The sequence below is a fragment of the Flexivirga oryzae genome (genome assembly GCF_014190805.1).
GTDB classification, from domain to species: domain Bacteria; phylum Actinomycetota; class Actinomycetes; order Actinomycetales; family Dermatophilaceae; genus Flexivirga; species Flexivirga oryzae.
Genome location: NZ_JACHVQ010000005.1, coordinates 164,680 through 183,220, shown reverse-complemented (window position 1 = coordinate 183,220; position 18,541 = coordinate 164,680). Strand labels below are relative to the sequence as shown.

At 67.8% G+C, this 18,541-nt stretch carries 28 protein-coding genes and 1 pseudogene; 16 read left to right on the top strand and 13 right to left on the bottom strand.

What is annotated here, in order from left to right; genetic code table 11:
- The first annotated feature begins 28 nt into the window (after positions 1-28).
- Together FHU39_RS21875 and FHU39_RS21870 are read left to right on the top strand one after the other, a co-directional pair.
- On the top strand, positions 29-499 hold the full coding sequence (locus FHU39_RS21875) for a hypothetical protein (protein WP_183322852.1): 471 nt from the start codon (positions 29-31) through the stop codon (positions 497-499).
- 27 nt (positions 500-526) lie between these two features.
- Positions 527-1,036, top strand: coding sequence for a hemerythrin domain-containing protein (locus FHU39_RS21870; protein ID WP_183322851.1), 510 nt, complete (start codon positions 527-529; stop codon positions 1,034-1,036).
- A 15-nt stretch (positions 1,037-1,051) separates the two neighbouring features.
- On the opposite strand, the gene FHU39_RS21865 is transcribed toward FHU39_RS21870, so the two are convergent.
- Together FHU39_RS21865 and FHU39_RS21860 are read right to left on the bottom strand one after the other, a co-directional pair.
- Positions 1,052-1,525 (bottom strand): hypothetical protein, encoded by a 474-nt coding sequence (locus tag FHU39_RS21865; protein WP_183322850.1) that lies wholly within the window; start codon positions 1,523-1,525, stop codon positions 1,052-1,054.
- 32 nt (positions 1,526-1,557) lie between these two features.
- A complete protein-coding gene (locus FHU39_RS21860; protein ID WP_183322849.1) occupies positions 1,558-2,442 on the bottom strand; it encodes a heavy metal-binding domain-containing protein in 885 nt (294 codons plus the stop codon).
- A gap of 92 nt (positions 2,443-2,534) precedes the next feature.
- On the opposite strand from FHU39_RS21860, the gene FHU39_RS21855 reads away from it, so the two are divergent.
- The 4 genes from FHU39_RS21855 (at position 2,535) to FHU39_RS21840 (ending at position 5,437) form a co-directional block, all read left to right on the top strand.
- A complete protein-coding gene (locus FHU39_RS21855; protein WP_183322848.1) occupies positions 2,535-3,068 on the top strand; it encodes a hypothetical protein in 534 nt (177 codons plus the stop codon).
- An 86-nt stretch (positions 3,069-3,154) separates the two neighbouring features.
- A complete protein-coding gene (locus tag FHU39_RS21850) occupies positions 3,155-3,649 on the top strand; it encodes an NUDIX hydrolase (RefSeq protein ID WP_183322847.1) in 495 nt (164 codons plus the stop codon).
- A 118-nt stretch (positions 3,650-3,767) separates the two neighbouring features.
- The gene (locus tag FHU39_RS21845) at positions 3,768-4,727 is read left to right on the top strand and encodes a hypothetical protein (RefSeq protein WP_183322846.1); all 960 of its coding nucleotides are present in this window, start codon (positions 3,768-3,770) and stop codon (positions 4,725-4,727) included.
- Positions 4,724-5,437: a hypothetical protein gene (locus FHU39_RS21840; protein ID WP_183322845.1), complete on the top strand. Its 714-nt coding sequence runs from the start codon at positions 4,724-4,726 to the stop codon at positions 5,435-5,437. The genes FHU39_RS21845 and FHU39_RS21840 overlap by 4 nt, the downstream gene beginning before the upstream one ends.
- A gap of 17 nt (positions 5,438-5,454) precedes the next feature.
- Here FHU39_RS21840 and FHU39_RS21835 read toward each other — a convergent pair whose 3' ends face one another.
- Both FHU39_RS21835 and FHU39_RS21830 read right to left on the bottom strand, forming a co-directional pair.
- The gene (locus tag FHU39_RS21835) at positions 5,455-6,366 is read right to left on the bottom strand and encodes an IS982 family transposase (RefSeq protein WP_183320450.1); all 912 of its coding nucleotides are present in this window, start codon (positions 6,364-6,366) and stop codon (positions 5,455-5,457) included.
- A gap of 117 nt (positions 6,367-6,483) precedes the next feature.
- On the bottom strand, positions 6,484-6,957 hold the full coding sequence (locus FHU39_RS21830; RefSeq protein WP_183322844.1) for a GNAT family N-acetyltransferase: 474 nt from the start codon (positions 6,955-6,957) through the stop codon (positions 6,484-6,486).
- Between the two features lie 80 nt (positions 6,958-7,037).
- Here FHU39_RS21830 and FHU39_RS21825 point away from each other — a divergent pair, with 80 nt between their 5' ends.
- A complete protein-coding gene (locus tag FHU39_RS21825) occupies positions 7,038-7,535 on the top strand; it encodes a MaoC/PaaZ C-terminal domain-containing protein (RefSeq protein WP_246336823.1) in 498 nt (165 codons plus the stop codon).
- A 124-nt stretch (positions 7,536-7,659) separates the two neighbouring features.
- Here FHU39_RS21825 and FHU39_RS21820 read toward each other — a convergent pair whose 3' ends face one another.
- Positions 7,660-8,022 carry a DoxX family membrane protein gene (locus FHU39_RS21820; protein WP_183322843.1) on the bottom strand — a complete coding sequence of 121 codons (363 nt, stop codon included), beginning with the start codon at positions 8,020-8,022 and terminating at the stop codon, positions 7,660-7,662.
- 126 nt (positions 8,023-8,148) lie between these two features.
- Between FHU39_RS21820 and FHU39_RS21815 the strand changes: the two genes are divergently transcribed.
- Together FHU39_RS21815 and FHU39_RS21810 are read left to right on the top strand one after the other, a co-directional pair.
- Positions 8,149-8,835: a class I SAM-dependent methyltransferase gene (locus tag FHU39_RS21815; RefSeq protein WP_343066062.1), complete on the top strand. Its 687-nt coding sequence runs from the start codon at positions 8,149-8,151 to the stop codon at positions 8,833-8,835.
- A complete protein-coding gene (locus FHU39_RS21810; protein ID WP_343066061.1) occupies positions 8,832-9,413 on the top strand; it encodes a nitroreductase family protein in 582 nt (193 codons plus the stop codon). The genes FHU39_RS21815 and FHU39_RS21810 overlap by 4 nt, the downstream gene beginning before the upstream one ends.
- Positions 9,414-9,446: 33 nt before the next feature.
- Here FHU39_RS21810 and FHU39_RS21805 read toward each other — a convergent pair whose 3' ends face one another.
- The 3 genes and pseudogenes from FHU39_RS21805 to FHU39_RS21800 form a co-directional block, all read right to left on the bottom strand.
- On the bottom strand, positions 9,447-9,926 hold the full coding sequence (locus tag FHU39_RS21805; protein WP_221185802.1) for a zinc-binding dehydrogenase: 480 nt from the start codon (positions 9,924-9,926) through the stop codon (positions 9,447-9,449).
- Between the two features lie 10 nt (positions 9,927-9,936).
- Positions 9,937-9,996, bottom strand: a pseudogene (locus FHU39_RS25270) (hypothetical protein); the annotation flags it as partial.
- Between the two features lie 130 nt (positions 9,997-10,126).
- A complete protein-coding gene (locus FHU39_RS21800; protein ID WP_183322840.1) occupies positions 10,127-11,005 on the bottom strand; it encodes an aldo/keto reductase in 879 nt (292 codons plus the stop codon).
- A gap of 108 nt (positions 11,006-11,113) precedes the next feature.
- Here FHU39_RS21800 and FHU39_RS21795 point away from each other — a divergent pair, with 108 nt between their 5' ends.
- The 4 genes from FHU39_RS21795 (at position 11,114) to FHU39_RS21780 (ending at position 13,840) form a co-directional block, all read left to right on the top strand.
- Positions 11,114-11,821, top strand: a complete 708-nt coding sequence (locus FHU39_RS21795) for a TetR/AcrR family transcriptional regulator (protein WP_221185801.1) — start codon at positions 11,114-11,116, stop codon at positions 11,819-11,821.
- Positions 11,822-11,828: 7 nt separating this feature from the next.
- Entirely contained in the window at positions 11,829-12,245 is a 417-nt protein-coding gene (locus FHU39_RS21790) for a VOC family protein (RefSeq protein WP_183322838.1), read from the top strand.
- 63 nt (positions 12,246-12,308) lie between these two features.
- Positions 12,309-12,884 (top strand): TetR/AcrR family transcriptional regulator, encoded by a 576-nt coding sequence (locus FHU39_RS21785; RefSeq protein WP_183322837.1) that lies wholly within the window; start codon positions 12,309-12,311, stop codon positions 12,882-12,884.
- Positions 12,881-13,840: an EamA family transporter gene (locus FHU39_RS21780; protein WP_183322836.1), complete on the top strand. Its 960-nt coding sequence runs from the start codon at positions 12,881-12,883 to the stop codon at positions 13,838-13,840. Before FHU39_RS21785 ends, FHU39_RS21780 begins: the two co-directional genes overlap by 4 nt.
- Here FHU39_RS21780 and FHU39_RS21775 read toward each other — a convergent pair whose 3' ends face one another.
- Entirely contained in the window at positions 13,841-14,764 is a 924-nt protein-coding gene (locus FHU39_RS21775; RefSeq protein WP_183322835.1) for a DMT family transporter, read from the bottom strand. It lies immediately after the preceding gene.
- Positions 14,765-14,819: 55 nt separating this feature from the next.
- Between FHU39_RS21775 and FHU39_RS21770 the strand changes: the two genes are divergently transcribed.
- On the top strand, positions 14,820-15,281 hold the full coding sequence (locus tag FHU39_RS21770) for a MarR family winged helix-turn-helix transcriptional regulator (RefSeq protein ID WP_183322834.1): 462 nt from the start codon (positions 14,820-14,822) through the stop codon (positions 15,279-15,281).
- Positions 15,282-15,382: 101 nt separating this feature from the next.
- On the opposite strand, the gene FHU39_RS21765 is transcribed toward FHU39_RS21770, so the two are convergent.
- Complete coding sequence (locus tag FHU39_RS21765; RefSeq protein WP_183322833.1) at positions 15,383-15,757, bottom strand: hypothetical protein; 375 nt, start codon at positions 15,755-15,757, stop codon at positions 15,383-15,385.
- Between the two features lie 50 nt (positions 15,758-15,807).
- Positions 15,808-16,452: a dihydrofolate reductase family protein gene (locus tag FHU39_RS21760; protein WP_183322832.1), complete on the bottom strand. Its 645-nt coding sequence runs from the start codon at positions 16,450-16,452 to the stop codon at positions 15,808-15,810.
- Between the two features lie 161 nt (positions 16,453-16,613).
- On the opposite strand from FHU39_RS21760, the gene arfB reads away from it, so the two are divergent.
- Together arfB and FHU39_RS21750 are read left to right on the top strand one after the other, a co-directional pair.
- Positions 16,614-17,054, top strand: a complete 441-nt coding sequence (gene arfB / locus FHU39_RS21755; protein ID WP_183322831.1) for an alternative ribosome rescue aminoacyl-tRNA hydrolase ArfB — start codon at positions 16,614-16,616, stop codon at positions 17,052-17,054.
- A gap of 118 nt (positions 17,055-17,172) precedes the next feature.
- Complete coding sequence (locus FHU39_RS21750) at positions 17,173-17,766, top strand: cysteine hydrolase family protein (protein WP_183322830.1); 594 nt, start codon at positions 17,173-17,175, stop codon at positions 17,764-17,766.
- 84 nt (positions 17,767-17,850) lie between these two features.
- On the opposite strand, the gene FHU39_RS21745 is transcribed toward FHU39_RS21750, so the two are convergent.
- Positions 17,851-18,267 (bottom strand): PIN domain-containing protein, encoded by a 417-nt coding sequence (locus tag FHU39_RS21745; protein WP_183322829.1) that lies wholly within the window; start codon positions 18,265-18,267, stop codon positions 17,851-17,853.
- Positions 18,264-18,503: a type II toxin-antitoxin system Phd/YefM family antitoxin gene (locus FHU39_RS21740; RefSeq protein WP_183322828.1), complete on the bottom strand. Its 240-nt coding sequence runs from the start codon at positions 18,501-18,503 to the stop codon at positions 18,264-18,266. Before FHU39_RS21740 ends, FHU39_RS21745 begins: the two co-directional genes overlap by 4 nt.
- Positions 18,504-18,541: the final 38 nt, after the last annotated feature.

Sequence of the window (18,541 nt, the reverse complement as noted above, 5' to 3'; positions counted from 1 at the left end):
GTTTTCACAATGCCTTATGGTGAAAACCATGTCGAGCTTCGGTCACGGGCTGCTGGTGACGGTCCTGGTGCTGAGTACCTGCGTGTGGGTGGGTGGCTACGTCGCGATCGGCGTCGTCGCACGCACCGCGACTGCGACCATGGAGCCGGCGGCACGGGTGGCGTTCTTCCGGTCGCTCGGACGCACCTACCTGCGCATCGGCACACCCGCGCTGGGGATCGCCCTCATCAGCGGTGCAGTCGTCGCCAGCTCACACGCCTGGGACGGCGCCGCCATCACCTGCCTCGTCGTCGCCATCGCCCTGGTCGTGCTGCTCGCCTACGCGGTGCAACAGGCCCGCCGGATGACTCGGCTGCGTCGCAGTGCCCTGGACAGCGACCAGAACCCCGCGGACGTCGACGCCATCCGCCGTGGTCAACGTTCGGCATCCATCCTGCGGGCGGCGCTCGGTGTGCTCAGCCTGATCCTCGTCGTGCTCGGCTGTTTCATGGCCGGCTGACTGCCGCCCATCCCGAAGGAGATCACCATGACGAACGAGCCGGCCGACGCTTCGAGCGCCGACACCCTGGAAGCCGCACTCACGCGTGAACACCGCGAGATCGACGCCGGGATCGAGGAGTTCGTGTCCGCCGCGGACGCCGGCGAGGTGCGCGCGGAGCCGCTCACGCGCGCCATGGACGCGCTCCGACGACACATCTACCTCGAGGAAACCATCCTCTTCCCACCGCTGCGTGCCGCCGGGCTGATGATGCCGGTCATGGTGATGTTGCGCGAGCACGGAACACTCTGGGACGCCATGGCCGGCATCGACACGGCGCTCGGTGACACCGCGAGCAACGACGCGGCGCCGAAGACGCTGCTCGACCAATGTCGACAGTTGCTCGCTCTGCTGGACGAACACAACACCAAGGAGGAGCCGATCCTCTATCCGAGGGCGGACCTCGACCTGGACGAGGCGTCGCACGACGATCTCGCGGATTTCCTCTACTCAGGGACCACCCCTGAAGGTTGGAGTTGCGAGAAGGCCACCGCCTGACGGCGCGTGCGATCGTCAGTCCGCGCCCGGCAAGCGAAGCGACCCGTCACCCGGAGCGAACTTGTCACGCAGGAACACGTCGTTGACCTGCATCTGCTGCTCCCCCCGCTCGGTCGCGCGCCGGCGGATCTCCCGCGTCGCCTCCAGCAGCGTGCTGAGGTTCGCGACCAGTACCTGGCTCAGCGTGCGCCCGTCGGGAAGGACCGCGCCTGCCGCACCCGGAACGGCGACGTAACTCTGCACGACCGCAGGGGCGTGCTCGTCACGGATCTGCTCGATCTCGTAACTGTCACGCACCGCGGCGGGATCCTGCGCCAGATACTGCAGGGTTTGCGTCGTCTCCGTGTCGAGCGTGTAGACGAGGTTTCGAGCGTCGTCCGGGATCCGGGAGGTCCGCGCCAGCCGGGCGAGCGCGCTCTCCTGGCCCTGAGGAATCAACTCGGAGAACGGTTTCGGCACCGACGGGCCGTATTCCGGTGGTGGTGGCATCAGCGGTGGTCGCTGCTTCTTCCGACCGAACATCAGTTGTCGAGCCCCAGTGTCAGCGTGGGTTCCGGCATACCACTCTCCGGCGAGCTCACCACCCCGGTGCCGATCGCGAGGAACTCGGAGGCGTGCTCACCCCAGATGTGCGCGCTGACATCGGTACGCACGCCGACGATCCCGTCAGCCCCGAATCGGTTGGCCTCGTTCTCCATCCGCGTCATCGCCAATTCCCGTGCGGTGTATGCCGCCTCGGTGAATTGCGGCATCTCCATGTTGCGCCCGGCCATCTTCATGCTCTGCCGGATACCTTGGTGCGCAACGTGATAGACGCACGCACCGAACACGAACGCACGCGGGAAGTGGCCAGCCCGCACGAGCGTGTAGAAGTCCTGCCCGGACAGATCGGAGGTGAACGGACCGCCGTCCTGCAGCTTGTATGACGCATTCGGTTGCCGCGCCCGAATCGCCGTCCCTTGCGCGATGAATTCCAATTCGCCCTGTTGCCAGGCATATCGCTGGATCTGCAACTTCACCCCGACGATGCCGTCAGCGCCGAGTGCGTGAGCCTCGCTGCGCATCCGCTCCACCGCGAGCGACCGAGCGTGATACATCGCAGAGGACAGGACCTCCAGCTCCATCGATTGTCCCCACCGCTGCGCCTGGAACCCGATGTGATAGATCGACGTACCCATCACGTATCCGACCGCGTCGAACCCGAGCTTGTGGACCAGCAGGAATTCGCTGACCGACAGGTCCGAGGTGAACGCCGACTTGTCCTGCTGCTCCCGGGCGGCCAACCGCTGCACGCGCTCCATCGCAGCGGCGGGAATCCCGCTGGCGACACTCGCCTGCGGCGCCGCTGCACCCGCGACCGGCGGTGCTGCCACCTGTTGGTCGTTGTCCTTCTTCCCGAACGCCATACCGATCCCCTCGACTGAGCCAATGCTGCAGCTTCTGACGCAACCCTGGGAACCAGCTGAACGCCGGGCGGCGGCGGGCTATCCTGCGCCACATGGTGGGGAAGCTGACGTGGTGGGCCTTCGGGCCGGTGGCGCTGCTCCTCTGCGGCTGGATCTCGTGGGGGCGCATGTTCTTCGGTGCGGCCGGTTGGGGCGTGATCTTCTACCCGGTGATCGTCGTGCCCGCCGTCGTCATCCTCGCGGGACCCATCGCGATAGCCGTCGTCTGCAGTCCGGTCCGACCGCGACGATTCGCCGCTCTCGAAGCACTGGTCGTTGCGTGTGCAGGGGTCGCGGGATTCGTGGTCGGGCTGGCGGTGCCCGACTCGGGCGACGCTCCGGACAGCACCCAGAGCATCCTGACGACGCTGACGGTCATCAGTGTCGACGCATCCAGCAGCCTCGCCTGGTGGTCCGCCGGTGCCGCCGTGGTGCTCCTGATCGCCGCCTTCACCCTGACGGTCGTGCGCGTCGCCGGCGAGCGCCGCGCCGCCGCCCAACGGCCGCCATACCCGCCGCAGAGCATGCCGTTTCCGCCACCTCCGGGCACCAGCGCATGGCCCCCGCGGGAGCAAAACCCCCGCTGAGAGCCGACCGCCCGTGCTCGACCGGTACGGCGCCTACCTCGCGAGGCGCGTCCGAGGATCGCACCGCCGCTCCTTACACTCGGGCCATGCCGATCCCCGAGTATGTCGCCGACCTCCGCGCGAAGATCGGCACCGACCTGCTCTGGATGCCAGGCGCATCGGCGTACATCCTGCGCAACGGGTCCGACGGCCCGCAGGTCCTGCTCGTGCGACGCTCGGACAACGGGCGATGGACCCCGGTGACCGGCATCTGCGACCCCGGTGAGGAGCCGGACGTCACGGCACAGCGCGAGGCGCGCGAAGAGGCGTGCGTCGAGATCGAGGTCGAGCGGCTGCTCGCGGTCACTGCCCTCCGCCCGATCGCCTACGACAACGGCGATCGCTGCCAGTACCTCGATCACGCCTTCCGATGCCGCTGGGTGTCCGGCGAGGCCACGGTCGGTGACGAGGAGTCCAGCGAGGTGCAGTGGTTCGGTCTCGACGAGTTGCCGCCGCTGCTACCGCGATTCGAGAAACAGCTGGCGTTGGCGCTGGCCGATCCGGGCCCGATCCTCTTCGGCGCCGCGGCGCGCCCGCGCTGACGGAGACCCCGACACGGCAATCGAGCGGTCACGACGGGGTATGCCGTGAGGCGTCGTTCCACCCCCGTACCCCGGTGACCGACAGCGTCGACGCAGATCCGGGGGATACGGTGCTGGCATGACCGATCAGCATCCTGCGGAAACCACGGCGCCGGTCCTCAGCGGAGCTGCCGCCGAAGAGGTGCGCAAGCGCGTCCGGCTCCTGGTCGACATCACGTCCCGGGTGGGCGTCTTCCGGACCGGGCTGAAGCTCGCGGCACGGCGACTCACCCGACCGGAGGCGACCATCATCGCCGACCTCGAACGTCACGGCCTGGACGTGCCCCAGTTGCGGGAGGTCCTCTGGGGCGGACACGTTCTCGTCGACGATCCGGAGCTCTACACGCGCTGGCGTTTCCCCAAGACGCACGAGCGATTGTCGAGCCACCACCCGAACGTCGACAAGCACCGCTACCCCGACCTGGGACTCAAGGGTCCGCTCGTCCGCGAGAAGCTGCACGGCCGAACGCTCACCGGCACGTGGGTGCAGCTGGAGAAGACGCCTGCGGCGATGGGTCCCGGGTTCCACCTGCCGACGATGAACGACATTCGCCACCTGTGCGACTACGTCGTCTACCGGATCACCAAGAGCAATGTCGGCCCCTGGGGACTGTCCAAGCAGACCGAGCGCCGCCCGGTGTACCTGGCACCCGCCATGTTTGCGACGGTGCAGGTGCCGGCCGACGCCGCACATGAGCTGACCAGCACCCTGGAACGCATCGAGGATCAGGACGACACCACGTCGGCGTCTCCGGAGCTGGCCAAGTTGTTCCCACCACCGGACAGACGGAACACGTTTGCAGAGCTGGTGTTCCATCGGGAGGGACGCAACGGGCGCGGCCTGTTCGGCTCTGCCGACGTCTATGTCCATGCCGCGCCGCGCACCGCAGCGCACGCGGCTCTGGAGGACGCCCGCAGCTCGAGTCCGGGCTGGACGCTGCCGGATGCCGATCAGACCACCACCGCGACGATCCGCGGCAAGGACCACGAAATCACCTGCGCAGTACGCCGATTCACCAAGAACGAGGAGACCGCATGACCACCGCCCCAGCCGGCAAGGCGACCATCCCGCAGGAGTCCCTGGACGCTCTGGTGCACCTGGTCGAGACCGGCCCGGTACCGCTCGGCGGATACACCATCGCCGAGGTCTTCGCGGTCGGTGGCATCGCTCATCTGCTCGAGGCGGAGCCGTCCGCACCCGTGGTGGGGGAAGCGGTGCGCTCCCTCGCGGCGCGCAACCTCATCACGACCGAAGACGGCTCGGACGAGTTGCAGATCCGCGGTGACTTGGGCATCGCCACCGTCTTCCAGCACCGTTCACGTGTCATCCTCGATGCCCGGGTGACCGGCTCCGAACCCGACCACCCCTGGCGGTTCATCTTGATGCCACAGCCGGAGAACGTGACGCTCGAAGTGCTGATCGATGCGCTCGGCATCCACTTCTACTCGCTCCGCAAGACCGACAACGCGTTCGATCGGCTGTGGGACCGGCTGCCGTCCGGGGATCGCGGCCCGAAGGACGCCGACGCGACGTCGATCCTGGCGGCGAGCCCCAAGACGGCGCTGGTGAGCGTGAGCCGTTGGGACCAGGCCGACAACCGCGACACCACCGATGTGGTGCTCGCGCAGGACGACGACCGCTGCCACGTCTTCACCCGGTCCCCCGACGACCCGGCCAGCCTGGTCCCTGCCCACATGGACAACGACGAGTGGCGTGACCTCCTCCGCAAGCTGGCCAAGGCCAACTAGATGAGTAATTCCCGGGGTCAGTGGTCGTATGCGGTTAGGGAGCGTAGGACTGGTGCGCCGATGCGGTCGTTGTGCCAGATGGCTGCGGTCATGGCCAGGAGGCGTTGCCAGATGCGGACGATGACGCCGCTGGTGGAGCGTGCGCCGTGGTCTTCCAGGTTGAGTTGGCCTTTGAGGGTGTCGAAGATGGACTCGATGACTTGACGTAACGGTTTGAAGAATTGGCTGCCGGGGCGGTCGGGTTCTCCCTTGCGGGCCGGCCTGAGCAGTTCGATCCCGGCCCGGGTCAAGTGGTCTTCGAAGTCGGCGCCGAAGTAGTTCTTGTCCCCGATCACGGTGTTTCCGACCGCCAGGTCGGCCAGGGCAGGGTCTGCCAGGATGCCCTGCAAAGCGTGGCGTTCGTCGGCTTTGGCGCCGGTCAAGGCGAACCCGATCGGCAGGCCATGTACGGTGGCCAGCAGATGCAACCGCAAACCCCAGAAGAACCTGGAATGGCTTGCACAGTAACCGTATTCGGCGAATCCGGCCAGGTCGGACCGTTTGGCGGTCTCCCGGGACCGGCCACATTCCACCGGGGTGGAGTCAACCACCCATACGTCATCAGACCAGATGCTGGTGTCGCGGCCCAGGACGCGGATCAGCCACCCGATGGTGGCGCTCAGCTTGCGCAGCCGCTTGTTGTACCCCGGCTGTAACGGCAGGTAGGGGAACAGGTGCCGCAAGTGGGTGGTGGCGAACCGCAGCCAGCGTGCTTCACTGGTGAAACCCAGCAGTGCTTGCATCACCGACAACGTCACCAGCTCGGCATCCGTCAGGTGCACCGGGAACCCTGTGCGGGGCCGTGCCGGAAGCCGATCGGGCGCGTCTTTGAAGAGATCGTCAACGCGCGCATAGAGTGCGGTTGCGAGGGTGTCCAGATCGGCGTCCACGGCGAACCTCCAGGTTCGGTGTTGGTTTACGCAACGCCGAGTCTGGGCACCCTCCACCCGAAACATCACACGCCACACCGAAAACACCAGCCACAGCCAGGAATTACTCATCTAGGTTCACCACCCGGCCACAGGGCCGTCGTCAGCCGATCGCTGCAGCAGCCGGTCCGAGGCCTCGAAGCCGAGACGTCGGTAGACCGGAACCGCGCGACGGCCGGAACGCACGGTCACCCGCGTCGCCCCCGCCGCGAAGGCGTGGGAAGTGGCAGTGCGCACAAGAGCGGACCCGGTCCCTGCACCTCGATGCTCGGGCATGACGAAAACACTTTGTATGTCGGCAGATTGACGCACCGCAGTGCCGGGCCGCGGCACCCGAGGCAGCAGCGCGAGCCATGCCATCCCGATCGGCTCCCGACCGGCGGTCCAGGCAACGAATGCGTGATGCGAGTCGGCGTGGTCCGACCACCACATCGCAAGGTCGTCCGTGAATGCTTCCAGCGGCTGCGCCGCCTGTTCCTCCGGTGACGCATGCAACCAGAGCAGTCCGGCGAGCGCCCGAAGATCATCGTGACCCGCGATGGAGATGTCCACCTGCTCGAGTGTTCCACCACTCCCGAGGGTCGGGACACCGCCTACTTCCACGGAGGGCTGTCGCACGTCATGATCGAGCCATGACCGAGCACATGGGATCACCTGCCGACTGGTACTTCGAGGATTTCGCCGCCGGACAGGTCTTTCAGACTCAGGGCCGCACCATCACCGAGGCGGACATCGTCACCTTCGCCGGCTGGAGCTGGGACACCAACCCGGTGCACACCGACGCCGTGCACAGTGCCGCCGGGCGATTCGGCGGCCCGATCGCACACGGCGCACTCGGATTTTCGGTGGCGCTCGGATTGGCCTCCCGCCTGGGCATTTTCGAGCAGTGCTCCATCGCGCTGCTGGGGATCGACGGTTGGCGGTTCGAGCACCCGATCGTCGCCGGCGACACGGTCCGGTGCACCGTCCACATCACCGGAGTCCGCGCCACCAGCAACGGCAAGGCCGGAATCCTGGAGCGGGACTTCGTCCTCTCGAACCAGGGCGGCACCGTCGTGCAGCGCGGCAGCATCGGGTTGATGGTCGCCCGGCGCCCCACCGGGGCCACCGCACGTCAACCGCGCGCATAGATCACGACCGGGATTGCATCCCACCAGGTCAGGGACGGGAGACCCGAGGGCTCAACGGCATTCAACCACCGGGCACGGCGCGAAGCGCCGCCGGGAACGTCGGAGCTGCGCGACCCGGAGCGGGTCAGCCCTTGGCGGCGTAGGCGAGCAACGCGCCGACCAGACCGACGTTCTTCAGGAAGTGGATGCGCTGCTGGCCGCGGACCACCGGGTCCGTCTCCCGCCAGTAGGAGTGGCCGGCCTGCGTGGTGGGGATGAGTGACAGTGCCAGACCCGCCGCGGCGGCGCGCGGAAGCACGCCGGCCGCGAGTGCCGCCCCGCCTGCGACCATCGCGGCGCCGTTGGCGCGGACCACGAGCTCCGGTTGCGGAATCCCTAGCGCTTCAACCGCTTTCACCCGAGCCCCCGGCTCCTTCGCCGCATCGAGTCCGAGGATGACGAACGGCGCTCCGAAGGCAGCGCGGCCGAGGACATGCAGGATTCTCATGGAGATGCTCTTTCGGGTGTGTCGGACAACGATCGATCGCCCGACGAGCCTAGCGTCCGCTGCGCGCCGAGCGACGGACGCGGAAGCGATCGGGGATGTAACACTGGCGCCGTGGATATTCGAGGAGTGTCACGAACCACCCTGGGCAGGCGCCTGATCGATGCCTTGCAGCGGGTGAACGACCGACACCCCTGGAGCCACAACGACGCATTCCACCCGTGGATCACCACACGATTGCCCGCCCGGCGCGGCACGGCGCTGGACGTCGGTTGTGGCCGTGGCGAACTCCTGGCCCTCCTTGCGCAGCACTTCGACCTGATCCGCGGCATCGACGTCGATGCCGACATGCGTCGCGTGAGCGCGGCCCGCTGTGCCGGCCTGTCGAACGTCACGGTGGAGTCGCTGACCCTCGATGCCGTGCCACCAGGGGCCGACCTGGTCACCATGATCGCGGTCCTGCATCATCTCGACCTCGAGCCGGCACTCGAGCAGGTCCGCCGGATCCTGAACCCGGGTGGACGGTTCCTCTGCGTCGGCCTGGCCAGGCCGGACTCCGTCGCCGACCACGCCTGGGACCTGGCGTCGATGGCGACCAACCCGATCATCGGCTACGTCCGACACCCCTGGCCGGCCGAACAGACATCGGACGCGGCGGCGCCGTTCCCGGTCCGGGACCCGACGCTGACATTCGCTCAGCTCCGAGCCGCGGTCGAGCACGTCCTTCCCGGTGCGGCCATGCAGCGTCACCTGGGCTTCCGGCACACCATCGCATGGACCAAGCCGCCCGGCGCGTCCCTATCCTCAGTCGAGTGACCGCCTGCCAACCCACTGCCCGACCGGAGCTCCACCCCGCACTGGCGAACCGGTTCAGCCCGGTCAGCTTCGACCCCGTTGCGGTGGTCACCCCCGCCCAACTCGGCACCCTGATCGACGCAGTGCGCAAGGCTCCTTCGGCGGGCAACTCTCAGCCATGGAGCTTCATCGTCGCCCGGCGCGACGACGCCATACACCGTCGGCTCGTCAAGCACCTGGCACGCAGTTCCGCGCGATGGGCACCCGACGCCTCCCTCCTCGTCGTCAACCTCGCGCGCGTGCTCGTCGACGAGACGTGCGACTGGGAGTACTCCGAGTTCGCGCGATACGACCTGGGGCAGGCCGTCGCACACATGACGATCCAGGGGTTGTCGATCGGGCTGGACGCCCACCAGTTCCGGGCCTTCGACCGTGCGGGTATCGCGCGTGAATTCGACGTCCCTCCCCACTGGGAGGTCACCACGACCACCGCCTTCGGTGTGGCAGCCCACGCACCGGGGGACGTGACGTCGCCGGGCACCAGCCGCGACCGAGCCGGCGCCGACCAGATCATCTGGCCGGCGTCCTCAGCACCCTGACGCCCCTGGGGCCGGCAGAGTCCGGTGAATCCGTCATCCGAACACGAGCACGATCTTGCCGATCGCCTGACCCGACCGCAGCCGGTCTGCGGCCCGCGCACAGTCCGCGACGTCCATGGTCGAGTCGATGACCGGCGCGATGTCGCCGCGGGCGACCGCAGGCAGCACGTCGGCACCGAGGCCCAGGATCAGGTCCTTCTTGGCGGCGGTCCGCGTGGTCGCGATGATCCGCGCGGCGTCCAGCGCCTTGGCGACCTGAACGCCGATCATGCCGATGCCGGTGCTCGCACCGGTGACGAGCACGGTGTGCCCCGGCTCGAAGGCTGCCGCCCGGAGCGCGCCGAACTCGGTGAGCAGTGCCGTCGGGAGAGCGCAGGCGATCTCCGGCGCGAGTCCTTCGCGGGGCAGGACGAATCGGTGGTCGGAGACCAGGTACTCGGCGAACGCGGAGGGGAAGGTGCCCATCACCGGATCGCCAGTCGCCCGCCCCGTCGCCGACGGCGGCGATCTCACCGGCGTACTCGAACCCCGCGACGAACTCGGAGCCGGTGCCGCCGTCCGTGGGATCGGCCTCGGCGAGCATGGGCAGGTCGGCGTTGTTGGTCGCCGCTGCGTGATTGCGGATCAGGACCTGACCGGGGCCTGGCTCCGGGACCGGCAGGTCGGCCAGGCTCCACTCCGGTCCGCGGCCGGTTACCAGTGCACGCACGGTGTCATGCCTCGGGGATCTCGATGCGGAACGCATCGAAGTCGAGTTGGTCCGGAACCATCGTCATACCCTGCTCCAGCGCATCGATGCCGGCAACCTCATCCGGGGTGAGCTCGAAGTCGAAGACGTCGAAGTTCTCCGCGATGCGTGTCGGTCGCACCGACTTCGGGATGACCTGGCGGCCCTCCTGGAGATGCCAGCGGAGCATGACCTGCGCGGGCGTCTTCCCGTGTGCCCGTGCGATCTTCGCGATGGTCGGGTCGCTCAGCGGAGTGTCGCCGTTGCCGTAGGTGCGCAGGCCGCCGATGGGCGACCACGCCTGGGTGAGAATGCCGTGCTCACGGTCGAACGCCTGCAGCTCCCGCTGCTGGGTGTAGGGGTGCACCTCGATCTGGTTGACGGCCGGCACGACGTCGGTCTCGTTCAGGAGCCGCTCCAATCGCTCGGGCAGGAAGTTGCTCACCCCGATGGCACGGACCTTGCCGTCGACGAGGAGGGTCTCCAGTGCCTTGTACGCCTGGATCGTCCTGCCGAACGCCTTCGGGTACGCCTGGTGCAGGATCAGCAGGTCGATCTGGTCGATCCCCAGCTTCGCGGAGCCCTTCTCGAAGGCGTGCAGCGTCTGCTCGTAGCCGTAGTCGACGACCCAGACCTTGGTCTCGATGAAGACCTCGGACCGGTCGAGACCAGATCGTCTCAGTGCCTCGCCGACACCCTTCTCGTTGCCGTATGCCGCGGCTGTGTCGATGTGGCGGTAGCCGGCCTTGAACGCCGTCTGCACCGCCTCCGCGGTCTCGTCGGGCGGCGTCTGGTAGACGCCGAAGCCGAGCTGCGGAAGCTCGACACCGTTGTTGAGGGTGAAGTGCGGTTGTTCGTTGGCCATTCAGTGCCTCCTTCGGGAGATACGCGATAACCGGATATTTTGTATCCGTATACCTCACTCTAACACGAATTCGGATAACGCCTATCCGCTTTGTGTACGATGGCGCCCATGACGCCGACGCGCGCGACCGACCAGACGCTGCGCAAGGACGCCGCCCTCAATCGCGAGCGACTCCTGACGGCCGGGCGCGAGCTGCTCGCCCGGAACGGCCTGGGCGTGACGCTCAATGACGTCGCCCACCATGCCGGCGTCGGCGTGGGCACCGCCTACCGACGCTTCGCGAACAAGCAGGAGCTCATCGACGCGATCCTCGAGCGCCAGAACGATGAGGTCGAGCGGATCCTGCACGCGGCACTCGCCGAGCCGGACCCCTGGGACGGGCTCGTCCTGTATCTCGAGCGATCTCTCGCTCTCCAGGCACGAGACCGAGGTATGGCGCAGATCTTCGCGGGCCGATACGGGCGCGCCGCGCAGTATGACGAGACCCGGGACCGGATCGCGCCGTTGGTCAACCTGGTGGCAGATCGTGCACGGGAGGCAGGGGCCCTTCGGGACGACGTCACCGGAACGGACCTGATCTTCCTGCAGATCGCCTTCAGTGCGGTGGCGGGTGTCGCCCAGGACGGACCCCCACTCGACGAACGCGACGATGCAGGGCAGCTGTACCGCCGATATCTGTGGATCGCCCTCGACGGACTCCGCACGGACGGCCACCGTTCCCCGCTGCCGATCCCGGCGCTCACGACCGCCGAGACGCATGCGCTGCTGCAGCCGGCGCGGCCTGACCACAACGTCGGTTCCTCGCACGAAGGGTAGGTAGAACGTGGCAACGTGGTTCAGCTACGAGTACAGCACCGACATCGCCGCAACGCGGCACTTCTATGGCGAGCTGGTCGGCCTGGAACAGGTGTGGGACACGGCTGACGACATCGCGTTCGTCCATGACTGCGTACAGCTGACCTTCCACCGGGTCGACTCCGTCGAGCAGCCGGACGATTGGGCGCACCAGCCGGGCTGGGCCGATGGCCAGCTACCGGATGCACCGGCCACCCGGCCGGTCAGGTCGGTCTCCATCGCTCTTCCGCCTGCGGCGTTCCGGGACGCCGTTGCCCGACTCCGCGCGGCAGGAGTCAAAACCCTTCGACCCGAACCGTTCTGGGTCGGCTACTGGTCCTTCGTCGTGCAAGATCCGAACCGACTGACGGTGGAGCTGACCGATCCGAACTCGCCTCCGCCGTGAGCCGTTCGACACGGCGTCCCGTATTAGGTAGACTGGTCTACCTAATACGGCAGGAGACATCACATGGCACGTCACCCGGGCGCAGCACCCGCTCGTGAACGCATCCTCGAGGCGGCGTCGCGCTTGTTCTACGCGCACGGCATGTCGGCGACGGGAATCGACGCCGTCACTGCGGAGGCCGGCGTCGCGAAGATGAGCCTCTACAACAACTTCGCCTCCAAGGCGGAGCTGGTCGAGGCATACATCGAGGCACGGCACCAGGAGTGGCTGGCGCTGTATGACCAGCGCACAGCGACCGCACGATCCCCGATCGAGCGTGTGCTCGCGGTCTTCGACGCCTATCTCGACCATGCTTCCCTGGCGTACGAGCACGGTTTCCGCGGTTGCGGCCTGCTCAATGCGGCCGCGGAGTTGCCCGCCGGCGATTCCGGCCGCGACGCAGTGCGCCGGCACAAGGAGCAGGTCGAGCAGATCCTCGTGGCGGACCTCGAGACAGCGGGAGTCGCAGACCCTGCGGGTATGGCGGAGCACCTCTCGTTCCTCCTGGAAGGCGCGATGAGCCGGGCGGGTCTGGAGGGTCGACCGGACCGACTCGTGACCGCACGCCGGATGGCGGCCGCGATGCTGGACGCCGCATGAACCGCGACCGGACCTGGGGGATCGCGACGATCGGCCTGGCATCGCTGGTGTGGGGCACGACCGGCACTGCCGCGACCTTTGCATCGGGCGTCGGCCCGTTGGCGATCGGCGCAGCCGCGCTCGGCATCGGCGGTCTGCTGCAAGCAGCCATCGCCCTCCCGGCACTACGTCGGGCCGGCACCGTCCTGCGCACCCGCTTGCGCACCGTACTGATCGGCGGGGTGGCGGTCGGCGTCTATCCGCTGGCGTTCTACAGCTCGATGCACCTCGCCGGCGTCGCCGTCGGGTCGGTGATCACCCTCGCGTCGGCACCACTGGCGGCCGGATTGTTGGAGCGGCTCGTCGACAGGTCGCCGCTGAGCCGCTGGTGGATGCTGGCCGCCGGGCTCGGGGTGGCGGGAAGCGCCGCCCTGTGCGAGTCGAAGCTCGACGGCCCCGCCGCGAACATCGCGTCGACTCTCGCCGGCGTCCTGCTCGGCCTGGTCGCCGCTGCGGCATACGCGACGTATTCGTGGTCGGCGCACCGCCTCATCGACTCGGGTGTCGAGCGGTCCGCGGCAATGGGGTCGGTCTTCGGCATCGGCGGCGCACTGCTCGTCCCCGTCCTGTTGGTGACCGGCGCACCCCTGCTCACGTCCACGCAGAACTTCGCCGTGGCGGCATACATGGCGCTGGTGACGATGTTCCTCGGCTACTTGGTGTTCGGCTTCGGACTGGCGAAGGTCTCGGCGAGCACGGCGACCACCGTCACGCTCATGGAGCCGGCCGTCGCGACCATCCTGGCCGTTCTGATCGTCGGCGAACGCCTCACTCCCCTCGGCTGGATCGGACTGTGCGTCATCGGTCTCGCGCTGCTGATCCTCGCCCTTGCACCGGCCAACACCGCACCCCAACCCCAAGCGCCACGGGAAGGAGCCGTTGCGCCGCGGGAGCCGGCCGTCCAGGGGACCTGGTGATCAGAGATCGACGCATCGCCCTCCGGCGAACCGCCGGAACGACACGCGGCCCTCGCCGATCGCCATACCGGACAGGATCAACACGGCGCCGGCGATCACCGAGGCGCCCAGGTGTTCTCCGCTGACCAGCACGCCGAACAGGACCGCGAACACCGGGACGAGGTAGTCGACCGCGGCCGCTCGAGCCGCCCCGAGGTCCGCTATCAACCGGAAGTACAACACAGTCGCGTAACCGGTTCCGAGCAAACCGAGCAGCACCAACGCCATCGCCGCATCGGGGTGAACGACTCCGATGTGCCACCCCAACACCGGCGTGAGTATTGCTTGCAGCGCGAGAGCCGCGACCAGCTGGGAGGCCGCCGCACCGAGCGCGGAGGTACCCGGCCGGGTCAGGAATCGACGGACGTAGACGTACCCGGCCGCGTAGCTCACGGCGGCGCCGAGGCACAGCAGCATCCCGGGAGATGGTGCCCAACCACCGCCGTGCGGACCGATCACCAGGACCAGTCCGGCGAAGGCCGTGCCGAATCCGACGAACGTATGCACCGAGGGCGGCGTATCCCGCACTGCGACGACCCCGAGTGCGAGGGTCAGCAACGGGGTGGCGCCGATCAGAACACCCGCCGTGCCCGCCGCCGTGGTGCGCTCTCCGTACGTCAGGAACACATAGGGAACAACGTTGCCCAGAGCCGCAGCCACCGCGGTGTGCAGCCAGAGCGACCGGCCCCGAACGAGCGCCGCATGCCGCCACCCGGCCAACGCGAGAAGCACGGTGGCCGCCAGTGCCAACCGTGACAGCACGACGAGGCTGGGGCTGACCGCCCGCACAGCCACCGAGATGAGCGTGAACCTCGAACCCCAGATCGCCGCCTGGATGACGAACCGTACTGCCGAACCGCCGGGATCCACTGAGGTCGAAGTCATTTCCAAATTATATGCATGTGCATGCACTGTGCGTCAACGCATGTACCATGAAGACATGACCCCGCGACAGAAGAGATCCGCGTCGGCCCCCTCACCGGCCGTGCAGGGCTGGAACGACCTGATCGCGCTGCACACGGCCATCGAGCAGACGACCAACAAGGCACTGCGACGCCTCGGTCTGGCCGGGTCGGACTTCCGGGCACTCGCCATGCTCGCCCACGCACCCGAGCACGAAGTCCGACTGCTGGACCTGGCCGACGCGCTGTCCCTGAATCAGAGCTCGGTGAGCCGACTGGTGGACCGCCTCGAGTCGGCCGGACTGGCCCGCCGGGAGAGCTGCGGCGACGACCGCCGCGGGGTCTACGTCGTCATCACCGACGACGGGAGCCAGTCCTACCAGGCGGCGGCTCCCGCCTTCGAACAAGCGCTTGCCGACGCCTTGACGGCGGCGGAGCACGACTCACGGTTGAAGTCACTGAGTCGGAGCGTTCGTTCGGGCGGCCGGTCGGCACGCTGAGAACACCCGAGCCCATCTGCAAACACTTCCGCCGACAGGCCCCCGATCCGCAGCCGTCACCGCAGTTCGGAACGTGGCCGCTGTCGCCACTCCCGCTGCGGTCACTCTCGCCGTTGCAGCACTTGGTCGATGTACAGGCGCGTCACCATGTGGTGCTCGACGCCGGCGCGGTCGATCGCCGCTTCGAGTTCGCCCGGCGCGCCGTGCAGCAGGGTCGCGACGAGGCCCGAGAACTGCTCTTGCGAGACCGGCGCGCGCTCCGGGTCCATCGATCGCTGCAGCACCGCGTGGCCGATCACCTCCAGCGCCGCGCGACGGTATGCGTCGGTGCGCAGCACCTCGAGGTCGGACTGCGTGATCCGGAACGAGAAGCTCGCCGACGTGATCCCCGCGTCAACCGGGACCGAGTAGGTGAGCTCTCCGTCCTCCTCGTCGACGTGGGGTTCGTAACCGTCGCCGAGCCGCCGCACTGCCATGACCGCAACGGTATCCGCGGTCCTCGACCGGTGCTGGGCGCGGCGTCCGACTACTGCGCGTGATGCCGGTTCCACAGCTGATGGGTCAGCCCGCTCGACGTGCCGATCGACTCGACGGTGAACCGGTCCTCCAGACCCGCCAGGTGATCCCAGATCCGGACACCGGTCCCGAGCACGATCGGGACGATCGCCAGATGCAGGAAGTCGACGAGGTCGGCCCGCAGGAACTCGCCGACGGTCGACGGGCCACCACCGATCCGGACGTCCAGCCCACCGGCCGCCTCCTGCGCGAGACGAAGCGCATCCTCGGGCGAGGCGTCCACGAAGTGGAAGCTGGTGCCGTTGGCGAACTCGATGCTCTCCCGCGGGTGATGGGTGAGGATGAAGACGGGAGTACCGAACGGCGGTGTGTCTCCCCACCAGCCCTGCCATCCGTCGTCCGGCCATTCGCCGGTCTGCGGTCCGTACTTGCGGCGGCCCATGATCTCCGCGCCCACCCCCTGGCCCCACATGCTGAACAGCGCGCGATCCACGGTCACGGGTTCGTCGATGCCGTGGACTCCGTGAATGACCCGGCCGTCGAACTTGCCGAAGAGCGCCTCCGCTCCTCCGATCGGGTGTTCCATCGTCACCCGGTCGCCCGCCGCGAATCCGTCGGACGAGACGAACAGGTTGTGAACCCGGGTGCGGGGCATGGCGGCCTCCAAGAGTGATGGCAAACGAGATCACCTGCACCGTAGCGGGATTCAGGCCGCTCCCTGGACGGTGCACTCACACCACGCCCTCGGTGCGTCACATGAGCATGAGGTGGCTCCATCGATTGGACGGCCGAGGGCATCCCGGCAGACTGATCGCTGTGGACGACCTGCACATACCACCGGGACCGGGCGCACCGCGGGGACTCATCGTTCCCGCCGGCGAGCTCCTCGAGCAGTTCTCGCACGCCTCCGGACCGGGCGGCCAGGGCGTCAACACTGCGGACTCCCGTGTGCAGCTCAGCCTCGACGTCGGGAGCACCACGGCACTGACCGAGACTCAGCGCGAACTCGCGCTCGAGCGACTCGCCCCGCGACTGTCGGGCACGATCCTGACCATCAGCGCGGCCGAGCACCGTTCCCAACGACGCAACCGCGCCGCTGCGAGGGAGCGACTCGCCACACTGCTTCGCAACGCAGTCATGCCCGCGCCGGTTCGTCGGCCGACCCGGCGCACCCCCGGCTCACAGCGTCGCCGACTGGAAGCAAAGCGGGAGCGTTCCGAGGTCAAGCAGAATCGCAGGCCACCGCACCCTGACTGACGACCGCGAGCGCTGGGCGGATGTCTCCGGGCCGACTGCAACCACCACGCAACGTGCCAACAGCTACATTTCGCGCAGCTTGTGGGCACGGTGCCCGCGACGAACGAGAGGACCCGACATGACCGAGGCCATCACGCTGCGACAGCTCACCGGGCTCCCCGACACACCGTCGTCGCTCAGCGACTCGACGCTGGTGATGATCGACATACAGAACACCTACACCCGCGGGCTGCTCGAACTCGACGGTGTGCAGCCGGCGATCGACGCCGCGGCCGAACTGCTCGACCGCGCTCGAACTGCCGGCACTCCGGTGGTGCACATCATGCACGACGCGGGCGAGGGTACTCCCTACGACGTACGCGCCGAGATCGGGCAGATCGTCGACCGCGTCGCCCCTCGCGCCGGCGAGCCCGTGGTCGTCAAGAACTACCCGAATTCGTTCGTCGCGACCGACCTGGACACACAGCTCCGCGCCCTCGGGCGGCAGAACGTGATTCTCACCGGATTCATGGCACACATGTGCGTCCGCTCCACGGCCGACGGCGCTTTCAGCCACGGTTACGCGCCGACCGTCGTCGCCAGCGCTACGGCGACACGGAATCTTCCCGACCTCGGCGGAGTGGCTCCGGACGCTCTCAAGCAGGCCAGTCTTGCCGGGATCGGCGACCTCTTTGCCGTCATCGCCCCCGACGTCGCGTCCGTCCCCGACTGACAGACATCCAGCCGGCGAGCTGCCCGCCAGAACGGTCGTCATGACCGCAGCGTCCTCAACCGACAGCGTGCGCGCAGCCCGGACTCAACCCCACGGGTCGACGACCGCCACATCGAGGCAGCCGAAGTCCTTGACGTTGCGCGTGACCACGGTCAGACCGTGGACGGCGGCCGTGGCCGCGATCAGGGCGTCGCGCTCCGGTCTGGGATCGGGGACCTGGAGCCGCGCCGCACAACGCGCGACTGGTACGTCTACGGCCAGGATCCGGCGTGCGACGGCATCGAGCAGTTCGCCATCGAGCCAGGCCCGCAGTCGCTCCGCCTGAGCCGGATCACGTCTGGACAGCCGCCCAATCCCTCCCTCTACTTCCAGCACAGTGATTGCCGAGAGGTAGAGATCCGACGCCGCCCGCGCAGCGACCCAGGCTCGCACACCGGAGTCTGCCCTGCGCTCCGGCTTGCGGAGCTCGCTGACTACGTTGGTGTCGAGCAGATAGCTCACAACTCGGGGACCGCAAGCTCGATGCGGGCGGGCTCGAACTCGATGTCGAGGTCATCGTCCATGCTCAGACGGTCGACGAGCGATGCACCCCTCTCGCCCATCCGGTGGTACTCGTAAATCGACAGAAGAACGTAGGCCGGCTCACCGCGATCGGTGATCACGACGGGCCCACTGTTGGCCTCGCGTTTTGCGGCGCTGACATCACGGTTGAACTCGCGCGCGGTCATTGTCGCCATCGCCATCACCTCCGCAGCTTGTCGTTACGCCGAGCAGC

Coding starts and splice junctions, on each gene's coding strand:
- FHU39_RS21875 (WP_183322852.1), top strand. CDS start 29: ATGTCGAGCTTCGGTCACGGGCTGCTGGTGACGGTCCTGGTGCTGAGT.
- FHU39_RS21870 (WP_183322851.1), top strand. CDS start 527: ATGACGAACGAGCCGGCCGACGCTTCGAGCGCCGACACCCTGGAAGCC.
- FHU39_RS21865 (WP_183322850.1), bottom strand. CDS start 1,525: ATGCCACCACCACCGGAATACGGCCCGTCGGTGCCGAAACCGTTCTCC.
- FHU39_RS21860 (WP_183322849.1), bottom strand. CDS start 2,442: ATGGCGTTCGGGAAGAAGGACAACGACCAACAGGTGGCAGCACCGCCG.
- FHU39_RS21855 (WP_183322848.1), top strand. CDS start 2,535: ATGGTGGGGAAGCTGACGTGGTGGGCCTTCGGGCCGGTGGCGCTGCTC.
- FHU39_RS21850 (WP_183322847.1), top strand. CDS start 3,155: ATGCCGATCCCCGAGTATGTCGCCGACCTCCGCGCGAAGATCGGCACC.
- FHU39_RS21845 (WP_183322846.1), top strand. CDS start 3,768: ATGACCGATCAGCATCCTGCGGAAACCACGGCGCCGGTCCTCAGCGGA.
- FHU39_RS21840 (WP_183322845.1), top strand. CDS start 4,724: ATGACCACCGCCCCAGCCGGCAAGGCGACCATCCCGCAGGAGTCCCTG.
- FHU39_RS21825 (WP_246336823.1), top strand. CDS start 7,038: ATGACCGAGCACATGGGATCACCTGCCGACTGGTACTTCGAGGATTTC.
- FHU39_RS21820 (WP_183322843.1), bottom strand. CDS start 8,022: ATGAGAATCCTGCATGTCCTCGGCCGCGCTGCCTTCGGAGCGCCGTTC.
- FHU39_RS21800 (WP_183322840.1), bottom strand. CDS start 11,005: ATGGCCAACGAACAACCGCACTTCACCCTCAACAACGGTGTCGAGCTT.
- FHU39_RS21795 (WP_221185801.1), top strand. CDS start 11,114: ATGACGCCGACGCGCGCGACCGACCAGACGCTGCGCAAGGACGCCGCC.
- FHU39_RS21785 (WP_183322837.1), top strand. CDS start 12,309: ATGGCACGTCACCCGGGCGCAGCACCCGCTCGTGAACGCATCCTCGAG.
- FHU39_RS21780 (WP_183322836.1), top strand. CDS start 12,881: ATGAACCGCGACCGGACCTGGGGGATCGCGACGATCGGCCTGGCATCG.
- FHU39_RS21775 (WP_183322835.1), bottom strand. CDS start 14,764: ATGACTTCGACCTCAGTGGATCCCGGCGGTTCGGCAGTACGGTTCGTC.
- FHU39_RS21770 (WP_183322834.1), top strand. CDS start 14,820: ATGACCCCGCGACAGAAGAGATCCGCGTCGGCCCCCTCACCGGCCGTG.
- FHU39_RS21765 (WP_183322833.1), bottom strand. CDS start 15,757: ATGGCAGTGCGGCGGCTCGGCGACGGTTACGAACCCCACGTCGACGAG.
- FHU39_RS21760 (WP_183322832.1), bottom strand. CDS start 16,452: ATGCCCCGCACCCGGGTTCACAACCTGTTCGTCTCGTCCGACGGATTC.
- FHU39_RS21750 (WP_183322830.1), top strand. CDS start 17,173: ATGACCGAGGCCATCACGCTGCGACAGCTCACCGGGCTCCCCGACACA.
- FHU39_RS21740 (WP_183322828.1), bottom strand. CDS start 18,503: ATGGCGACAATGACCGCGCGCGAGTTCAACCGTGATGTCAGCGCCGCA.